Genomic DNA, 17,013 nt, shown 5'->3' on the forward strand with positions numbered 1-17,013 from the left:
AGATGAAAAGAAGGTTTGTGATCCTCGCCGCAGTGCTTTCATTCGCTGTTATTTCGGCCCTGCTCACCGTTAAACTGGAATACTATGCCGTTTTCTTTGCACTGCTTTTTGCAGGGAGCATTATATTTACAATTGCTTTATTTTCCAATCCAAAAGTAGGTTTCCTAGCTTATCTGGTGTACTGTTTCATTATTGCAGGCTTGTTAAAAAATACAGGGCTGCCTTTTGGGCCCTTAATGGAAGTTCTGCTTGGGGTCACCTGGCTTTCGCTGCTTTATAACCATAAACAGATCAAATGGAAGGAAATCAATAATGATCATCTCATCATCGCCCTGATCTGGTTTTCGCTGAATATCATAGAGCTGGTCAATCCCGAGGGTGCAAGTCTTCTCGGATGGCTGAACGAGGTCCGTTTTACAGCACTGAACTGGTTGCTGGTTGCCCCGCTCGGCTTTTTGTTGTTTAAAAGCAAGCGCGACCTGGACATTTTTTTTATGATCATCATCTCCCTTTCTGTACTGGGTACCTTATATGGGATCAAACAGTACTTTATCGGTGTTTCGGCCGGCGAGCAGCGGTGGCTTGACGAAGGGGGAGCAACCACGCATATCATTGATGGCAGGCTCCGTGTGTTTTCTTTTTATACTGATGCAGGGCAGTTTGGAGCATCCCAGGCTGCAATGGCTGCAATAGCACTGGTTATGGCTTTTGGGCCCTTTAAAAGATGGAAGAAGATTTTATTGGGGATCTCCGGGCTGATACTCTTTTATGGTATGCTGATCTCCGGTACTAGGGGTGCTTTTTTTGCACTGGTGGTTGCAGGTGTATTTGCCGTTTCACTGAGCAAAAATTTCAAGGTTCTTTTCTCAGGTCTTTTGCTGGGGCTTGCTTTCTTTGGCTTTCTTAAATATACCACGATCGGAAGTGGGAATTACCAGATTGTTAGGTTGCGCACCGCGGTAGACCCACAGAATGACTCTTTTAATGCAAGGCTGATTAACCAGAGCAAACTTAAGGAGCTGATGAAGGATAAACCCTTCGGTGCAGGTGTAGGCAGTATCGGTTTAAATGGGATCAAGTTTAATTCAGAGAAATATCTTTCCAATATTCCTCCGGATAGTTATTGGGTCAAGATCTGGGTGATGTATGGTCCCGTGGGGCTTGTGATATGGTTTTCCCTTATTATGTTTATGATAGGCAAGTGCTGTGGAACGGTATGGAACATCCAGGATAATGGACTCAAGGTGAAATGCATTGCGCTGACATCTGGTACTGCTGGGCTGTTTTTCTGTAGTTATGCAAATGAGGTGATGAACGGATTTCCTTCGGTGGTTATCCTCTATATGTCATGGTCGTTTGTACTAATGGCCAATAACCTTGACGAGAAAAAAGTTGAATCAATAAAAAATAGTTAATTTCATATGCCACTTGAAATCCTGGTACTACCAGCAGTTGTGTTTTTTGTATTTGGTTTTATCAAAGGATATAAAGCTAAGAAGAGTAATGTATAAATTTCTGCAATCCATACCTGATAAACTGGCCAGGGTCACCTCTGGAAGAAAACTCATCAGTGAAATTGATGGACTAAGGTTTTTTGCGATCCTTCCGGTGCTCATACAGCATCTAAATGAGCGGTTTGAGAGAAATACCTCTATCGATTTTATCAATCCCGGAGGAGATACATTTGCCAATTTTTTGGCGTACAGAGGGTTCTTGGGTGTTTACATTTTTTTTGTGATCAGCGGGTTTATCCTGGCACTGCCATTCGCCTCCTATCATCTGGCCAGCGGAAAAAAAATAGGGATCGGACAATATTTCTGGAGAAGACTGACCCGGCTTGAGCCTCCCTACATTTTCTGGATCAGTATTTTCTTTCTGGTCTACATCTTCCAGCGCCATGTGTCTTTCTTTGAATATCTTCCCCATTATTTTGCCAATATTACCTATACCCATGCCATTTTTTATGGTGTCTGGTCTCCGTTCAATCCCCCGACATGGACACTCGAAATTGAAATCCAGTTTTATATCCTGGCTCCCTTTCTTTCCTATCTTTTCTTTACAATACGTAAAAAAGGATTAAGACGGGCTTTAAATATTGTTTTTATTCTGGTGCTGATGCTGGTGCAACAATATTTTAAATGGTACATGCCTCCTTTCAGCCTGTCAATTCTGGGGCATCTTCATTATTTTCTGGTAGGTTTTATGCTAGCTGATCTTTATACCTGTGACTGGGCATTGATCAGAAAAAGCAGGATTTATGATTTTGTCGCCCTAATCTCTCTTGTAGGACTTATCGGGCTGTGGAGCTGGGGGTTCGAGTTCATAAACAGATTAGCAGTAGTTATCTGTCTTTTTGTCTTTTTTATCGCCGCGTTTAAAGGGGACCTCATCAACCGGCTGATTACCAGCAGGTGGATTATGGCTATCGGTGGGATGTGTTACACCATTTACCTCATTCATCTCCCCTTTGCAGAATTTTTTATTGTGTTTAGCAAACACCTAACACTCACGCGTTATTACACAATAAACCTTCTCTTGCAGCTTTGCTTGTTTATCCCCATAGTGTTGGCTTTGAGTGCGGTATTTTTTCTATGTTTTGAAAAACCTTTTATGGATAAAAACTGGCCTTCTACCATTGTCAGGAGAGTGTACTCTATTTGGAAAAAAGGTTGATTTGAAAATTGGGGCAGATAGTATGGAATTAAGAGATAAAGTAATTGTGATATTGGGTGCGACCAGATTCGACTGGAAGTTTGAATCCACCAGCTATCATACAGCAAAGTATCTGGCTGAAGGTAACGAGGTTTACTACGTTGATTTTCCCTATACCCTTAAGGATTACTTTAAAAAAAATGAAGGATCAGAAATCGCGTTAAGGCTTCCCCATTTCAAAAAAGGTGCCAACGGAATTCTCGATAGCGGATTCCCGCGCTTAAAGATTTTGATTTTGCCGCTTTTGCTCTCTATTAACTTTCTGCCGGAAGGGCGTATTTACCGCAGACTGTTGCTATGGAACGAACGCAGGATTTCCGACAGAATCAACCGCATCATGGCAGAAAGAGGCATCAGTGATTTCATATTTATTAACTCTTTTAATTTTCACTATCCCGGTGTTTCCGCAATGCTTCCCAGGGCTGCACTGAAAGTTTACCACTGTGTGGACCCCATCATTACCGACTACGATCAAAGACATGGATTTCTCTCCGAGGATCTGCTCATCAATAACAGCGATCTTGTAATCTGCACAAGTAAAGCACTTTACCGAGAGAAAATGAAAAAGAAAACGCATACCTTCTTTATTCCCAATGCTGCGGATTTAACGGTTTCTTCACGTGCTCTGGATCCAGGTTTGCTGCCACATCCATTTGTTTCGGATATTCCAAGGCCGGTTATCGGCTATTTAGGGGCGATCGAACGCCGTATTGATTTCGATATGTTAATACAGGTAGCGATCGGGAATCCCGATAAGAGCTTCGTCTTGGTAGGGCCTACCGCCAAGGAATTCGTTCCCTCAGAGTTCGAGGATCTTAACAACGTTTATTTTCGCGAAAGCGTGCCCTATGACCAGATGCCAGCAGTGGTCAAGGGATTCGATATCGCTATGGTTCCCTTTAAGAAAGATGAGGTGAGTGCGACAATCTTTCCACTTAAACTGTTTGAATACCTGGGAACCGGTAGGCCTGTGATCTCGACGGATTTTAATATGGACCTTTTGGAGTTTACCTTTGATTCGGTCCGTTATTGTCATAACGCAGGTGACTTTTCGGATGCGATATCTTTTTATCTAAAAAATGACAGTCAGGAGGCGAAAGCGAACAGGCTGTCAATTGCCGCAGATAATACCTGGTCGAGGCGTCTGTCTGAAATGAGCAGTCTGATTTCTGGATTTTATCATGAAAAAACAGGACAAAATTAATCGCTTAGGCTTTAGGTCAGCATTTCCCTATAAAGATCGATATGTCTGCCTAGGGGATCGTTGAGTTTGTACCATTCAAGGATGCTTTCCCTGCAGTTTTCTAAAATTACCGCTTTTTCTTTTTTTGACTTTATCGCTGCCCTGATCAATTTCCGTAGTTCAACCGCATCGCCAGGGTTAAATAAATATCCGCTCACCCCTGGCTCGAGATAATCGATCATTCCTCCAGTTGCTGATGCAATAAGGGGTGTGCCGCACAGTATGGCCTCGGTACCGGTAAGCCCGAATGTTTCCTCAAGGGAGGGATTGATAAAAATGTCCATTGCACTGTAGAGCAATGAATGGAATCTTTTATCATGTACGGGTTCGAAACGGATTACATTTGTGTTGCGTTCGGTGTCTCCATTGACATTTGCTTTGATTGCCCCGAATGTCAAAATGGTGATTGCTTTTTTCTCATCAGGTTCTAATTCCCCCATCGCTTCAAGTAAAAGCCAATAGCCTTTTCTGTAGTTTTCCAGATCATCAGCGCCCGTTCCCAGTATCAGTGAATCACCGGAGATATTAAGGACTCCTCTTGCAGTGCCCTTATCGATCGGCCTGAAGCCGGCAATATCCAGTATACATGGTATCAGGTTACATTTCACATCCGGGAGATAATGTTTGACTTTTTGCAGGGTTTGCGTGCTGCTTGCAATGAACCTGACCCCGGCGGAGAGAATGCTGTCGTGTTTTTTTATTCGCAGCAGATCTTCTGCCTCCTGGAAATTGATATTGCGGACCACATCCTGCTCATAGTGGAACCCCCCGAGTATGGGGTTGAGATCATGCGCGGTCCATACCATGGGTTTTTTTACAGCCTTGAAGAATGAAGGGAGATCCACAAAATCGGATATCCAGTGTAGATGGACAAGATCCGCCCTTTTAACCCTGGGATCGTGCTCTAACCGGTAATGGGAAAAAGGAAAGCTAAAGATTTCATATTTACCTTTCCGGCCACCTTTAATTCTTGTATTTCTGTCTAGCCCCAGTTTTTTAAAGACACGGTCAATGAATGGTTTTTTTTGTTCAGCTCTGTACACGCCTGATGAGAGATTCTCATCCAGGGCATGCATACAAAGTACTTCAGAGTCGATGCCATGTTCCAGAAGCGCCTGGTGAAGACGCATGACTGCAATTCCTGCGCCACCGGTAATGTAAGCTGTAATATGAAGTATCCTCATTTTTTTGCTAAATTAATGCTCTGCAAGGACATCGCACCAGATAAATTTATCGGTCATTACCCTTTTGGGATGCTCTTTGCCGATACGGAAACCCAACCAGTTTTTAGGTGCGTAAACCGTATTGTTTTTCTCTGATAGATAGGCAGCCCACCAGGCAAAACTACTGTTTGAAATGATGGCAATATCTGCATTCTTTATAATCTGAAAATCTGTTATTTCATTATTTGATGAAAATATATAGTTTGGCTGTTCCCCGAAGTAGGTCTTTACAAACTGAATATCATCACTAACGAAATAAATCTTGCAGTCCGTTGTATCCCCAAGAGCATCCAGCCTGGTCTTGAAATAAGACATAGGCAGGGATATGTCCCTTTTGCCATAGTTCAGGTAATCAGTTCTCCTGATGTGAACAACAATTGTTTTGTTCGAACGGAAAACATCCCCAAACTCCGTCTCAAAACGGTCGGTGAATTTCTTTTTGATCTTTATATTAAGCCCTTTCGGAATATTCCTGACATAAAAGTCGGTTTGAAAGAAGCCTTTGTAGATGGTCTGATCTTTCACTTCTACCGCCCGGGGAACCTGGATACTTTCAATGTAAATCTCATTAAACCTGAATATTTTCGGTAGCATCCGGGTATATACCGAATACGCCTTTGAGGATAAGGTCAGGTTCTGAAAAGTCCCGAGATCAAAATACCTGCTCAGGTAGGCATGATGGGGATTAACAAAAAAAAACGATTTTTCGTTGTTGTTTGCCTTTAAGTACTGAAAAAAGGCGTATTGGAAAATCTGGTTACCAAGCCTTCCGATAAATTTTACCCCGATCATAGCTTCGCCTTTTTTAATATGTATTTATTGATGAATTCAGGATAGAAGCGATAGGCATAAATAAATGCATTAAGCGCATTCACCTTAAGTTCCCTCCATAGAATAACCTGAGATATTGTAAAACCGAAAATATTGGCGATAAGCGTGGCGTAGGCAGCTCCAATCACCCCATATCGGTGGATGAGAAAATAGTTCAGTATCAAAATCACGCAGGTATTGACAATTACAATGATAAAAGTAACTCTGGTTTTACCGATGGAATCAATAATTACCCCAAACTGCCTGCCAAAGGGGCCGAATATGCAATAAAGCAAAGTGATGTTGAGTATAGGGACAGTATCGGCATACTTGTCTCCTGCCAAAAGCCTGATGATCAGCCCGTCAAAAAGATAAATAAAGATGATCGCTGGAATCACCATCGCAAGAATTGTACCCACCGACTTCTCGTAAAGATACTTAATGGCTTCCTTTCCTTCGGTTTCAATTCGTTTGGAGCTTTGTGGAAATACGATAGTGGCCACAGCATTGGTTGGGATATCAATGAGATTGCCGATTCTCACTGCAATATTGAATGATCCTGAGGCAGCCGGGGAGATGATGCCTGCAAGCATCCACTGATCAATTGTGCCCGAGAGAATGGAGCTGACCGAAGTTGCAAATGCATACTTACCGTAATGGAATATCCTGCTGATCCAGTTTTTGCTGAACCTATAGCTGAAACTGATGAATTTTTTTACATAGAACCAGGATATGGCGATGCTAACCACTACAGAAAAGATCTGTACATAGACCAGGGTGATCAGATCGGTCTTAAGGTTAAAAAACAGACAGATAAACAGGAACAGGCAAAGGACTGACTGCCTTGCCAGGCCACTGAAAAGTACACCGGTATATTTGAAGTTCGCCTGTTCTATACAATTGAACTGCGTCAAAATCCCTGAAAAGATAAATACGATATTATACAGATGAAACATAGGTTCAAGTTCTGGTGCCTTGAGCAGACGGGAAAGGTATCCTGCGAAAATCAGGTTTAATAAGATGCATAGTACCGTAAGGCTGCCACTGATGGTCAGTGTTGCCGAAAAGATGTCCGAATGCTCTTTTTTTTCAGAACCTGACATGAATTTGATGAGCGCACTCTGGATGAGGCCGTTGCGGATAATTTCCAGGATAGTGACCGTTTGAAGGAAAATTCCCCAGACCCCATAGTCATTTTTGGTGAGGAGCCTCACGAGAACGAAAAATATTGCCAGGTTGATCAGTGTACCAGAAAAGTTCTGGAGGATGTTGATGATTCCTGATTTAATCCAATAATTATCTTTTGTCCCGCTCATTTAAGCTTGATTTTGATATGATGATTTTCTTTTCAGATGTCTTTCTGCAAGGTCCAGTACCTCTTGATCAGTCTTTGCATGGTGCATCTCTGCGCCTGAAAACTTAGTGTAGAGTTTTGTGAAACAGCCAAAGTAATGTTCTGGGCCTTTTTTTGACAGAATGATATTAATGCCGCCAAAATAGCTGGCCAGCGCGCCTGTTCCCCCGTGTGTGGATATAAAATGTTCTGCATTTGCATAGACCATAAACTGGAAATGATTAAAACTATTTGCCCCGCCCAGGTTTTGCTTAAACATGTTTTCCATCAACAGTACCTCCGGGTGCTGCCGCTCGATCCAGCCGTACTCGTCTAGATCATAGATATCGCTGTTGTCATTTGTGATATTCTCAGGTCTGGGCCTGTTGTAAATAATCTGGTATTCAGATTTATATCTGTTGAACAGTTCATCCAAAAGATCTATGCTGAAAAAACTGATCGGCGGCCCGTCCCACTCCATATTGTATCGGTTGGCAATGATCAGTATTGGCTTGTCATAACAGTATATATTATTCTGGTACATCTCCTTTAAGGGAACCCGGGCCCATTTGCGCATGTTGTAATTTTGGCTATAGAGAATCCTAGGCGTTTCAAAATTATAGTTTCCCTCTGTAGTGCGGGAATCAAAAGTTTCAAGATGGTCTGGTGAAAAGAAATACAGTTTTGAGGTATATTTTGCACCTTCGGTCTGAAGTAAGGTGCCGTTTTTGAAATGCCAGTATGCAAAAGGCAGTGCAAAGGCGATGTCGGGGGTAAACTCTCCACTAAAGCTTATGTTTTTGTAAGGCTTTTTGATCACATAATCCCTGATGAGGTACTTCCACTGGATCACCTGGCAAAGGTAGGTATCCCTAAAAAAGTAACGGTAGTTTGCGGGGACGCTGCGGTGCCGGATTTTTGTATATAAACCTAAAATTTTGATGATCATTTTCCTTAACATGTCAAACGGTGTTTTTTTTGCCCTGTCATTATTGTATTTTAATGCAAACCCGGGGGGCTTTGATAAATTTTGGTAGCCACCTACAGGATAAAGTTAACATTAATCAAAAGATAAGACCTATTGACCGGTCTTAAAAATAATAGTTGATGTTGAATTTAATATGTCTGTAAAGGTGCCTGGCCATTCCTATCACTATATTGGAAGGATGCCTTTTCCAGTTCCGTTTAAATGTACTAGGCTCTTCACTGGAATTTTTTTGTTCAAAAAGACCTTTAAAATCCTCATAGAAAAAACCTTTGCCTTTGCGTTTAAGAAACGACATCATCATACTGTACTCCGCCTTTTCGACATTTACCCCTTCTTTATAATCTCCGAACTTTTTTAGAAAGTCACTTCTTCTCAGGTGGGGATGGTCACTATAGAGGTAGAATTTATTATAGGTGCTCAGGACGTCTGCAGGGTTAAATTGCATCTCTGAAAAACCCTGTGCAAATGGTTTCAAAAATGGAAAACGCTGATAGGCGTAAAAACGCACGATATCCAGAGCGCTGTCATTGTGCATAAACTCGATTGATGCGGAGAGTTTCTGCGGAAACAGGGGGAGGGGAACAAAATCTTCCTGTACATACAGTGTCAGGGGAAGGGTTGCATTCCGCTGTCCTTTATTGATATTGTTTCCCAGTCCGGCATTGGTTGGTGTGGTGATAAGCTTAAACCCGAGTTCGGTCTGGAGTTTTTTTACCTGAATGAGGTTTTCCTCAGTACTGCAGTCATCTGAGATGATAATTTCGCCGAAGCTACAGCCAAGCGAAGCGAAGCTGGAGAGTAATCTGGCCAGAGACGCTGGTCTGTTATAATGGGTGACCAGTAAGGTAACCTCTGAAAATTCGAACTCGTTTGACTGCATTTAATGATGATTTGTTAACTGGAATGATGCCGCTCCCAGTTTGACCTTTTATAGGTGCAGTTGAAGAGAACGGATAATGAACATTGATAAATTTATTGTTTTATTTCAAAGCAAAGATTTTTTTAACTGTTTTTTTTACTTTGTAAAACCCTTTTCTGAAAATCCTTACATAGTTGGGAACAACTTTAAAGTCTGCCCAGGGTGTCATTTTAAGATACCGGAAAAATTCATTTTTGTAAAACTGACTACCATTGTAAGATGAATATATGGGTTTGATATCAATAAAATGCATGATAAAGGGATCCTTTACGTCTACACCGGCCTTGCAGTTCCAGCGGTGGTCCAGCTCTTTCCAGTTATTGGCAAAAACCACGTTAAGGGCATATTGATCTGCTAAAAGCAGCGAATCCTTGTTTTCCTCAACGCAGGTGAGTATTTTTTGCGGTATGTTTTCTTCTTTCCATTTTTCAATATCAATCACCAACAGACCCGCATTGAAATATTTTGTCTCTGGATCGAGTCCGAGTTCTTTGTAGTTGGGTATACCTGCCCATTCGCAACTTACTGTTGCCGAGTGGTCCTGTACGCAGCCTACGGTTCTATTATCCAGTTCCACTGACCATAGTTCAGATATATCCCTGTTTACGATCATGTCAACATCCAGGTAGATCACGCGGCGGGCGCTGCTTCCGACAATGTATGGAGCAAACATGCGCATATAGGTGATCTGCGGCATCCCCGTACCGTCCAGTGGCAGATGGAGATCTTGTGGAAGTACCGACTGCATATCATGAAAGGTAAGCGTATAATCATCCCCGTCAACTAGGGATTTTAACTTTTGAAGGTTTAGTCTGGATATGCCGTTATCAATGATCGCAAAATCAATCCGTTCACCAGTTTTGTGATTAGTCTGTACCGATCTGATTAAGGGAGCTAATAAAATAGCATAATGGTTATCCGTGGCAATAACAATATGGATAGTTTCTCTTTGTTTGGACATTCGTTTGAATTAGAGGCTTTTTGTTTCGGTAGACCATACAAATTTAGGGAATTAAAATTGTTATTCATCGTTTTACATCTCAACGCTCTAAAATATGCTGTTTTACTACTATTGTATAATCAAATATAACCAGAACATTAAAACTGTTGAAGTATTTATTTAATATTGTGTCTTAATATTCAAACCATGTGGCCGATTAAAGTTCCCCATCACATTTCCCAATTTATAGATCGCCGGTTCACCCTAGATGAACTCAGTACTATGGCGAACACTTCCTATAAGGCCATTTCGGTCGGTGACCCAGAAGTATCGGTGGTGATCCCGGCTTTCAATGAGGAGGACAATATACTGCCCACACTGGCTTCTTTGGCTGCCAACAAAACTAAAAGAGTGGTGGAGATTATTGTAGTGAACAATAATTCTACCGATGGCACTGAAACTCTTGTGAGGAACACCGGCGTAAAATGTATCTTGGAGAATAGACAGGGAATAACTTTTGCACGTAATTCAGGTCTTGCCGTTGCCAAAGGAAAATATATACTTAATGCCGATGCCGATACCATTTATCCTGCAGACTGGATTGAACAGATGACAGCGCCCCTGGAGGATAAAGGGATTTCGCTTACATACGGAAGATTCGCGTTTTTGCCAATTGCAGAAACCGGACGCAGGACCTATTTTCTTTATGAGCACCTGGCGAGATTTTCAAGATGGATTAATAAGATCTTTAAAGACGAGGCGGTAAATGTCTATGGGTTCAATTCGGGATTCAGGAGGGAGCAAGGCATAGCTGTAGAGGGGTTTGACCATCCGCAGGGGACCAATGAAGATGGATGGCTGGCACTAAAACTTCGAGATAAGGGCTTTGGGAAACTCCACCTGGTAACCGATATCAGGGCGCTGACCTGGACCACCGACAGAAGGATACAGATTGACGGGGGGCTGATAAAGGGGTCTTTAAAAAGGATATCAAGGGTTCTGGGCGGTTAATTATTCTGAGGATTTTTTTGGATTTCTGCACTCATGGACGGTTGTTTACTTTCTAGCAAAAATAGGCACCATGCGGTTTGTAAAATCTTCTGCCCCTTTCCTGTTGATGTGGATTTCATTGTAGAAGAAGGCTGGATCGTGCTTATAGATATCCCCAAAATTTAAATATTCAACACCTTTATCCTTCTGCATCTGCCTGGTGAACTCTACAATATTCTGCTTGTAACCTTGATCAATTTTAATATCAGCAACGGGTGCGGTGAAGAGTATGAGCTCTATATTATTAGCTTTACAGAGTGCGATAATTTCGTTTAGGAATTTATAGTTCCCTTTCAGGTCGAAGGTAAGATCTCTTAGTTTTGCTGGCCCCTTATAGTGAACTTCCGGATAAAAGAAATCGCCATAGCTATCAAAGTCCTGGGGCAGCAGATTGAAGCCGTCATTGATTACCTCGTGGATACCCCATAGGGTGTTGTATTTGGCGTATCTGTAGAAGGGTATATACCGGTAAGCATACCATTCAGGGCCGAACTGTTTAAAATGGTCAAACACGACAGGTTCCTTCAGATATGGAAAAAATTTCGGAACAGCAAAATCAAAAATCTCTTCGGTATTTGAGGAGAAGGGATCTATCTGCAGATATAGCTTTTTGATCTTGTTATTCTTGAGGATAAAGAGCTTCAGCATAAGGTACTGATCGGTAATAGAACTCCCGTCTACTGAAATATTGATCCCTTTCTTTTTTGTTTTATCTTCTATCATCTTTAGATCCAACGAAGTATATGCCCTTGAATTTCCATGAACGGCAAAATCGAACTGTTGATTACTGATCTTGTCCAGCCACTGGATCTTGGTGTAATTGCCCTTTTGAAATACATAGGTAAAACCCTCATCGAGCAACCAGAATATGAGATAGCAGATCAGGAGTAATTTGAATATCTGAATAAAAAAATTCTTCATGGCTAAAATTGAAAATAAATGAAACTGCTCTGTGACACCAGTACCCCGAACATCGCAATGAGCATAATGAGGGTAAGATAGCTAAGAAAACGTACCGACCTGTAAGCATAGAAATAGTACTGTACTTTTTGTGTTCCCCAGAAGCCTTCAAAAATCAGCAGTAAAAAGATTAAGGGGAAACCTACAGCAAAGTTATAAAGATCAGTTCCTGTCGATTGCCTCACCTCTGCGATGAAGGAATGGCCATAGTCAAAAAGATTTTTGATGATAGTGAAGGAATCGTGGAGGTTGTTCGCCCTGAAAAAAATCCAAGCAAAGCAGACAACTGAGAAAGTCCATAGTGTACCCAGCCATAACGGTAGTTTAAAGGTGAAGAATTTTTTTCTCTGATTTAAGGATTCTAGTGAAATCAACAGCCCATGAAGCGCGCCCCATATAATGAAGTTCAGACTTGCCCCGTGCCAGACCCCAGATACCAGAAAGGTGATGAACAGGTTAAATATCCAGCGGCCCATTCCCACCTTATTTCCACCCAATGGAATATAAAGGTAATCCCTGAACCAGGTAGATAGGGAAATATGCCATTTGCTCCAGAATTCCCGTATAGATGAAGAGAAATAGGGCCTGTTAAAATTTCTCATCAGATCAATTCCCATCATTTTGGCTACGCCGATGGCAATATCGGAATAGCCCGAAAAATCGCAGTAGATCTGAAAGGCAAAAAATACTGTTGCGCAAAGGATGGATAAGCCATGATAAGACTCGGGATTGTTATAAACCAGGTTGACAAAAAAGGCCAGCCTGTCCGCTACCACTACTTTTTTAAACAGACCCCATAATATTCTCCGGGCGCCAATGATCAGGTTGCCCGGCTCAAGAGGCTTTAGGTTATTGACCTGGGGAAGAAGTACCTGAGGCCGGTTAATGGGGCCTGCTACCAGTTGGGGGAAAAAGGAGACAAAAAGAGCGAATCTCCCAAAATTTCTTTCTGCAACCATATTTCCGCGGTACACCTCTACGGTGTAGCTGATGCTCTGAAAGGTATAGAAGGAGATCCCAACGGGAAGAAGAATCTTGGCGCTGTTCAATAGTGCTGAACCTCCGAACAATGCAGATGTGGTATTAATGCTGTCAAGAAAAAAATTAAAATACTTAAAATAAAAAAGAAGTCCCAGGTTGGTGATGATACTGATGCAGAGGAACAGCTTTTTCCGCCGCTGCTGGTCAGTGGTCTCTATTTGCCTGGCCACGAAAAAATCTATGGTCGCCGGGAAGAAGAGTAGAAAGATATATTCCCATTTCCAGCACATGTAAAAAAACAGACTCGAAGCGAGCAACATCATCCACACATATTTCTTTGGTAAGAAATAGTAGAGTAAAAGCACTGTTGAGAAAAACAGAAAAAAACTGAGGGAATTAAAGAGCATGCGGGTCTAAATTTCAAAAAATCTAAGGTATAAATAGAACGCTTATAAATGCAATTTTTTATTAAATAATCGGGTCTTTTCAGCAGAGCGCTAAGTTGTAAAACGCCGGGGAGAATAAAAAATTAGAGATATAAGAAGAAGATTTGGAACGCATCTGCGCTGGATAGCTTATCTTCCCGAAATTTTAAGTCTTTTTAGTCCTATTATTATTCTAAATTTGATCATTCTTAATAAGAAATAGACGGGCAGAGTAAGGAGGTAACATGTCAGATACCACTCAAAACCGCCAGATGATAAAAGCAATATAAAGATGGCCCAGAACTTTCCAAACGTGTAACCGATCCGAGTATGAATCTGACTGCAAAGAAACCGGGCGAAAAAATTTCCATTATCAGTGTGAATTACAATCAGCCAGATGTAACCCAGGAATTACTGGACTCCATTTTCACAACAAACACTTACCTCAACACGGAGGTAATCATCGTTGATAACGGCAGCCGTGAAAATTTTATCCCCATTTGGAAGGACAGGTATCCTCAGGTTAAATTTATCCACTCTGAGGAGAACCTCGGGTTTGCAGGAGGAAACAACCTGGGGATTGCAGCAGCAGATGGAGATTACCTTTTTCTGGTTAATAATGATACTGAATTTACTTCCGGCCTGCTAGAAACCCTGAGCGGAACTTTTCAGGATTTTCCTGATACGGGGATAGTCTGTCCAAAAATCAACTATTTCGAACACCCCGGGAAAATCCAGTACGTCGGTTTCACTGAACTCACCTCCATTACCGCAAGAAACCAGTGTCTGGGACAGTTCGAGGATGACAGGGGTCAATATGACGACAGGGTCTATATCACTGCTTTCGCGCATGGTGCTGCGATGATGGTTTCCCGTAAAGTCTTTCAGCGAGCAGGACTGATGGCAGAGAATTTTTTTCTCTATTATGAGGAAATGGATTGGAGCCTGAGAATCCGAAAAGCCGGATTTAAGATCAGGGTGAATACATCGGCCCTGATCTACCATAAAGAATCTGTTTCCGTTGGTGCAGATAGTCCCCTGAAGATTTACTACATGAACAGGAACCGCATATTGCTGGTAAGAAAACATTCCGTTTTTTATAAGCAAATCCTGTTCTTTCTGTATTTTGGCCTGATGGTGTTTCCAAGGAACTTGTTGCAGTTCCTGATCAGAGGTAAGTTTAAGCATATCACCGCGATGTGCAAGGCTGTCTATTGGAACCTTACCCACAGTACAAATTCATTTTAATGGTCCGAATTTAACGGTAGGAAACTATACCAAACATATCTTGTTTTATGCGCATTTTCTTCATTATCTCTATTCTGCTGGTCATCTATACCTATCTTGGGTACGGTGTTTTACTATATCTTATGATCTTGGCTAAACGTGTATTTGCTCCCGGCATTCCGAAAGTTTTCAGTTATCAGGAGCTGCCAAGCTGTACAGTTATTGTCGCGGCTTTCAACGAGGAGGATTTTATCGAGGAAAAGATCAGCAATACTTTGGCACTTAATTATCCTGCTGAAAAGCTTAAGCTCATTTTTGTTACGGATGGTTCTTCCGACAGGACGCCGGAAATCGTGGCGGGATTTACTCAGATCCAGCTGTTGCATTCCCCTGATCGTAAAGGAAAGATAGCAGCTGTACACCGTGCGATGGACAGTGTTGATACCGATCTTGTCGTTTTTACTGACGCCAATACCTTCCTTAATACCGATGCATTGTTCCATCTCTGTAAGCACTATGCAGATGAACGTATTGGTGGGGTTGCCGGAGAAAAGAAAGTATATGTTGATAAGCATGCCGATGCAACTGCCGGAGAGGGAATTTATTGGAAATATGAATCAAAACTGAAGGCGTGGGATTCAGAACTTTACACAGTAGTGGGGGCAGCTGGGGAACTATTTAGTATCCGAAGGTCACTCTATGTGCCTGTGCCTCAACAAAGCGTCCTTGATGACTTTATGATCTCGATGCGGATCGCGGAAAAAGGTTACCGGATAAGCTATGAGCCAAAGGCTTTCGCACAGGAAACCTCTTCCGCAAATATAGAAGAAGAGCTAAAGCGGAAGGTCAGGATCGGAGCAGGTGGGATCCAGTCTGTAATCTGGTTAAGATCACTGATGAATCCTTTCAGATATCCTATGCTTGCTTTCCAGTACATCAGTCACCGAGTGCTTCGGTGGACGCTGGCCCCGCTGGCATTAATTGCCGCTTACATCAGTAATATTACCATCATGGCAACAGGTGGAAATAACCTCTATTTTGTTATGTTTTTCCTCCAGAGCCTGTTTTACCTGATGGCATTTTCCGGGCTTTGGATGGAGAAAAAGAAAATCAGGCTAAAAATATTATTTGTTCCTTATTATTTCTGCATGATGAATTATGCGATTATTGCAGGAGCATATCGCTACTTTTTGGGGAACCAATCCGTTATTTGGGAAAAAGCGATCAGGAAATAAGCTAACGGGCGATAACATAATATTTTAAGGCAAAATTTAGGGTTCCAGTGAGAAGCGAGCAGGATACCTCTAAGAGTGTCCCATTTTTTTAACTTTCGGTCTTATATTATCCCCGTGGATTCTACTTCTTAGAAAACCCTCTTCCATAAAAATAGTTATATTTTGAATCTAGTTTCGTCTGCTTATATTAAACTGGATTCCCGCAGAAAAGAGGTTGAGCAAAAACTCTGATTTTTGATAGGTATTCACCGTTCTGGAAGTTCCGTTTGCATCTGTTAAATCCTGGCGTTCGTAGGAATAAAAGTAGTCCATGCTGCTCTCGGCAAAAATATTCATAAAAGATATTATGTTGATCTTTACACCGATTATAGGAGAGATGACCAACCCGTTTTTTGATGATTCCGCATACCTCGCTGTGCCGGCAAACATGGTACTGCCTGGATACGTATTCCCGCTAAACCGATTAGAGCGGTAGCCAAGGTCCACCCCAAAGTATGGTTGAATGCGCGAATAGGTAAAATTCTTTTCAAAACCAACTTTAAACGCAAAATCTGTCAGCGTTCCTTCTGCAATCTCACAGTTCGCGCAGGTATTGGTAAAGGTGATGTCTTTTCGGTAAAAATTCCCGCCGACCCGGTAACTGATCTGGTTGTCATTGAATTTCATCAACAGAGCATTCGCATAGGTATGGTTGAAATCCTGGTAGTTCGTCTGGTTGAATACTTTGGGCAGCTGCATGATACTGTAGGCTCTTAAACCAATGGAGTAGTTGTAGTCTGCACTAGTCTGAGAAAAAATAAAAGGCGAATTCGCCAGAAGAATTAAAAGGAGTACAATTTTTTTCATTTGATTAGGATATCAACCTCAAAAGTAAAGATATTTATCAGAAGTAAATCATTGATAGGTATTTATATTTCGGAATTAATACTAGGAAAGGGCGCGTAGGGAAAAAACCATTTTTTCACGT

At 41.8% G+C, this 17,013-nt stretch carries 15 protein-coding genes; 6 read left to right on the forward strand and 9 right to left on the reverse strand.

Going from position 1 to position 17,013, the window contains the following annotated elements; all coding sequences use genetic code 11:
* Window positions 1–2: 2 nt before the first annotated feature.
* The 3 genes from R2S57_RS08695 (at window position 3) to R2S57_RS08705 (ending at window position 3,916) form a co-directional block, all read left to right on the forward strand.
* Entirely contained in the window at window positions 3–1,415 is a 1,413-nt protein-coding gene (locus tag R2S57_RS08695) for an O-antigen ligase family protein (RefSeq protein ID WP_316844653.1), read from the forward strand.
* 88 nt (window positions 1,416–1,503) lie between these two features.
* Entirely contained in the window at window positions 1,504–2,673 is a 1,170-nt protein-coding gene (locus tag R2S57_RS08700) for an acyltransferase (protein WP_316844654.1), read from the forward strand.
* 22 nt (window positions 2,674–2,695) lie between these two features.
* Window positions 2,696–3,916 (forward strand): glycosyltransferase, encoded by a 1,221-nt coding sequence (locus R2S57_RS08705; RefSeq protein ID WP_316844655.1) that lies wholly within the window; start codon window positions 2,696–2,698, stop codon window positions 3,914–3,916.
* Window positions 3,917–3,927: 11 nt separating this feature from the next.
* On the opposite strand, the gene R2S57_RS08710 is transcribed toward R2S57_RS08705, so the two are convergent.
* The 6 genes from R2S57_RS08710 to R2S57_RS08735 all read right to left on the reverse strand — a co-directional run bounded on the left by R2S57_RS08710 (window position 3,928) and on the right by R2S57_RS08735 (window position 10,189).
* Window positions 3,928–5,139, reverse strand: coding sequence for a glycosyltransferase (locus tag R2S57_RS08710; protein WP_316844656.1), 1,212 nt, complete (start codon window positions 5,137–5,139; stop codon window positions 3,928–3,930).
* 12 nt (window positions 5,140–5,151) lie between these two features.
* Window positions 5,152–5,970 (reverse strand): alpha-1,2-fucosyltransferase, encoded by an 819-nt coding sequence (locus R2S57_RS08715; protein ID WP_316844657.1) that lies wholly within the window; start codon window positions 5,968–5,970, stop codon window positions 5,152–5,154.
* Entirely contained in the window at window positions 5,967–7,304 is a 1,338-nt protein-coding gene (locus R2S57_RS08720) for a flippase (RefSeq protein WP_316844658.1), read from the reverse strand. The genes R2S57_RS08715 and R2S57_RS08720 overlap by 4 nt, the downstream gene beginning before the upstream one ends.
* Window positions 7,305–8,270, reverse strand: coding sequence for a hypothetical protein (locus tag R2S57_RS08725; RefSeq protein WP_316844659.1), 966 nt, complete (start codon window positions 8,268–8,270; stop codon window positions 7,305–7,307).
* A gap of 142 nt (window positions 8,271–8,412) precedes the next feature.
* On the reverse strand, window positions 8,413–9,189 hold the full coding sequence (locus tag R2S57_RS08730) for a glycosyltransferase (RefSeq protein WP_316844660.1): 777 nt from the start codon (window positions 9,187–9,189) through the stop codon (window positions 8,413–8,415).
* A 100-nt stretch (window positions 9,190–9,289) separates the two neighbouring features.
* Window positions 9,290–10,189 (reverse strand): glycosyltransferase family 8 protein, encoded by a 900-nt coding sequence (locus tag R2S57_RS08735; protein ID WP_316844661.1) that lies wholly within the window; start codon window positions 10,187–10,189, stop codon window positions 9,290–9,292.
* 261 nt (window positions 10,190–10,450) lie between these two features.
* Between R2S57_RS08735 and R2S57_RS08740 the strand changes: the two genes are divergently transcribed.
* Window positions 10,451–11,179 (forward strand): glycosyltransferase family 2 protein, encoded by a 729-nt coding sequence (locus R2S57_RS08740; protein WP_316844662.1) that lies wholly within the window; start codon window positions 10,451–10,453, stop codon window positions 11,177–11,179.
* Between the two features lie 45 nt (window positions 11,180–11,224).
* Here the strand turns inward: R2S57_RS08740 and R2S57_RS08745 are convergent, their stop codons facing one another.
* Both R2S57_RS08745 and R2S57_RS08750 read right to left on the reverse strand, forming a co-directional pair.
* Complete coding sequence (locus R2S57_RS08745) at window positions 11,225–12,139, reverse strand: hypothetical protein (protein ID WP_316844663.1); 915 nt, start codon at window positions 12,137–12,139, stop codon at window positions 11,225–11,227.
* 2 nt (window positions 12,140–12,141) lie between these two features.
* Window positions 12,142–13,566, reverse strand: a complete 1,425-nt coding sequence (locus tag R2S57_RS08750; RefSeq protein ID WP_316844664.1) for an MBOAT family O-acyltransferase — start codon at window positions 13,564–13,566, stop codon at window positions 12,142–12,144.
* Between the two features lie 348 nt (window positions 13,567–13,914).
* Between R2S57_RS08750 and R2S57_RS08755 the strand changes: the two genes are divergently transcribed.
* Both R2S57_RS08755 and R2S57_RS08760 read left to right on the forward strand, forming a co-directional pair.
* On the forward strand, window positions 13,915–14,832 hold the full coding sequence (locus R2S57_RS08755) for a glycosyltransferase family 2 protein (protein WP_316844665.1): 918 nt from the start codon (window positions 13,915–13,917) through the stop codon (window positions 14,830–14,832).
* Window positions 14,833–14,879: 47 nt separating this feature from the next.
* On the forward strand, window positions 14,880–16,046 hold the full coding sequence (locus R2S57_RS08760) for a glycosyltransferase family 2 protein (RefSeq protein WP_316844666.1): 1,167 nt from the start codon (window positions 14,880–14,882) through the stop codon (window positions 16,044–16,046).
* Between the two features lie 168 nt (window positions 16,047–16,214).
* Here the strand turns inward: R2S57_RS08760 and R2S57_RS08765 are convergent, their stop codons facing one another.
* A complete protein-coding gene (locus R2S57_RS08765) occupies window positions 16,215–16,892 on the reverse strand; it encodes a hypothetical protein (protein WP_316844667.1) in 678 nt (225 codons plus the stop codon).
* Between the last annotated feature and the right edge of the window lie 121 nt (window positions 16,893–17,013).

This window comes from Pedobacter psychrodurus (genome assembly GCF_032678585.1).
Classification (GTDB): domain Bacteria; phylum Bacteroidota; class Bacteroidia; order Sphingobacteriales; family Sphingobacteriaceae; genus Pedobacter; species Pedobacter psychrodurus_A.

What these genes read in the sequence shown, in the direction of transcription:
- R2S57_RS08695 (WP_316844653.1), top strand. Translation starts at nt 3, where the DNA reads ATGAAAAGAAGGTTTGTGATCCTCGCCGCAGTGCTTTCATTCGCTGTT.
- R2S57_RS08700 (WP_316844654.1), top strand. Translation starts at nt 1,504, where the DNA reads ATGTATAAATTTCTGCAATCCATACCTGATAAACTGGCCAGGGTCACC.
- R2S57_RS08705 (WP_316844655.1), top strand. Translation starts at nt 2,696, where the DNA reads ATGGAATTAAGAGATAAAGTAATTGTGATATTGGGTGCGACCAGATTC.
- R2S57_RS08710 (WP_316844656.1), bottom strand. Translation starts at nt 5,139, where the DNA reads ATGAGGATACTTCATATTACAGCTTACATTACCGGTGGCGCAGGAATT.
- R2S57_RS08715 (WP_316844657.1), bottom strand. Translation starts at nt 5,970, where the DNA reads ATGATCGGGGTAAAATTTATCGGAAGGCTTGGTAACCAGATTTTCCAA.
- R2S57_RS08720 (WP_316844658.1), bottom strand. Translation starts at nt 7,304, where the DNA reads ATGAGCGGGACAAAAGATAATTATTGGATTAAATCAGGAATCATCAAC.
- R2S57_RS08725 (WP_316844659.1), bottom strand. Translation starts at nt 8,270, where the DNA reads ATGATCATCAAAATTTTAGGTTTATATACAAAAATCCGGCACCGCAGC.
- R2S57_RS08730 (WP_316844660.1), bottom strand. Translation starts at nt 9,189, where the DNA reads ATGCAGTCAAACGAGTTCGAATTTTCAGAGGTTACCTTACTGGTCACC.
- R2S57_RS08735 (WP_316844661.1), bottom strand. Translation starts at nt 10,189, where the DNA reads ATGTCCAAACAAAGAGAAACTATCCATATTGTTATTGCCACGGATAAC.
- R2S57_RS08740 (WP_316844662.1), top strand. Translation starts at nt 10,451, where the DNA reads ATGGCGAACACTTCCTATAAGGCCATTTCGGTCGGTGACCCAGAAGTA.
- R2S57_RS08745 (WP_316844663.1), bottom strand. Translation starts at nt 12,139, where the DNA reads ATGAAGAATTTTTTTATTCAGATATTCAAATTACTCCTGATCTGCTAT.
- R2S57_RS08750 (WP_316844664.1), bottom strand. Translation starts at nt 13,566, where the DNA reads ATGCTCTTTAATTCCCTCAGTTTTTTTCTGTTTTTCTCAACAGTGCTT.
- R2S57_RS08755 (WP_316844665.1), top strand. Translation starts at nt 13,915, where the DNA reads ATGAATCTGACTGCAAAGAAACCGGGCGAAAAAATTTCCATTATCAGT.
- R2S57_RS08760 (WP_316844666.1), top strand. Translation starts at nt 14,880, where the DNA reads ATGCGCATTTTCTTCATTATCTCTATTCTGCTGGTCATCTATACCTAT.
- R2S57_RS08765 (WP_316844667.1), bottom strand. Translation starts at nt 16,892, where the DNA reads ATGAAAAAAATTGTACTCCTTTTAATTCTTCTGGCGAATTCGCCTTTT.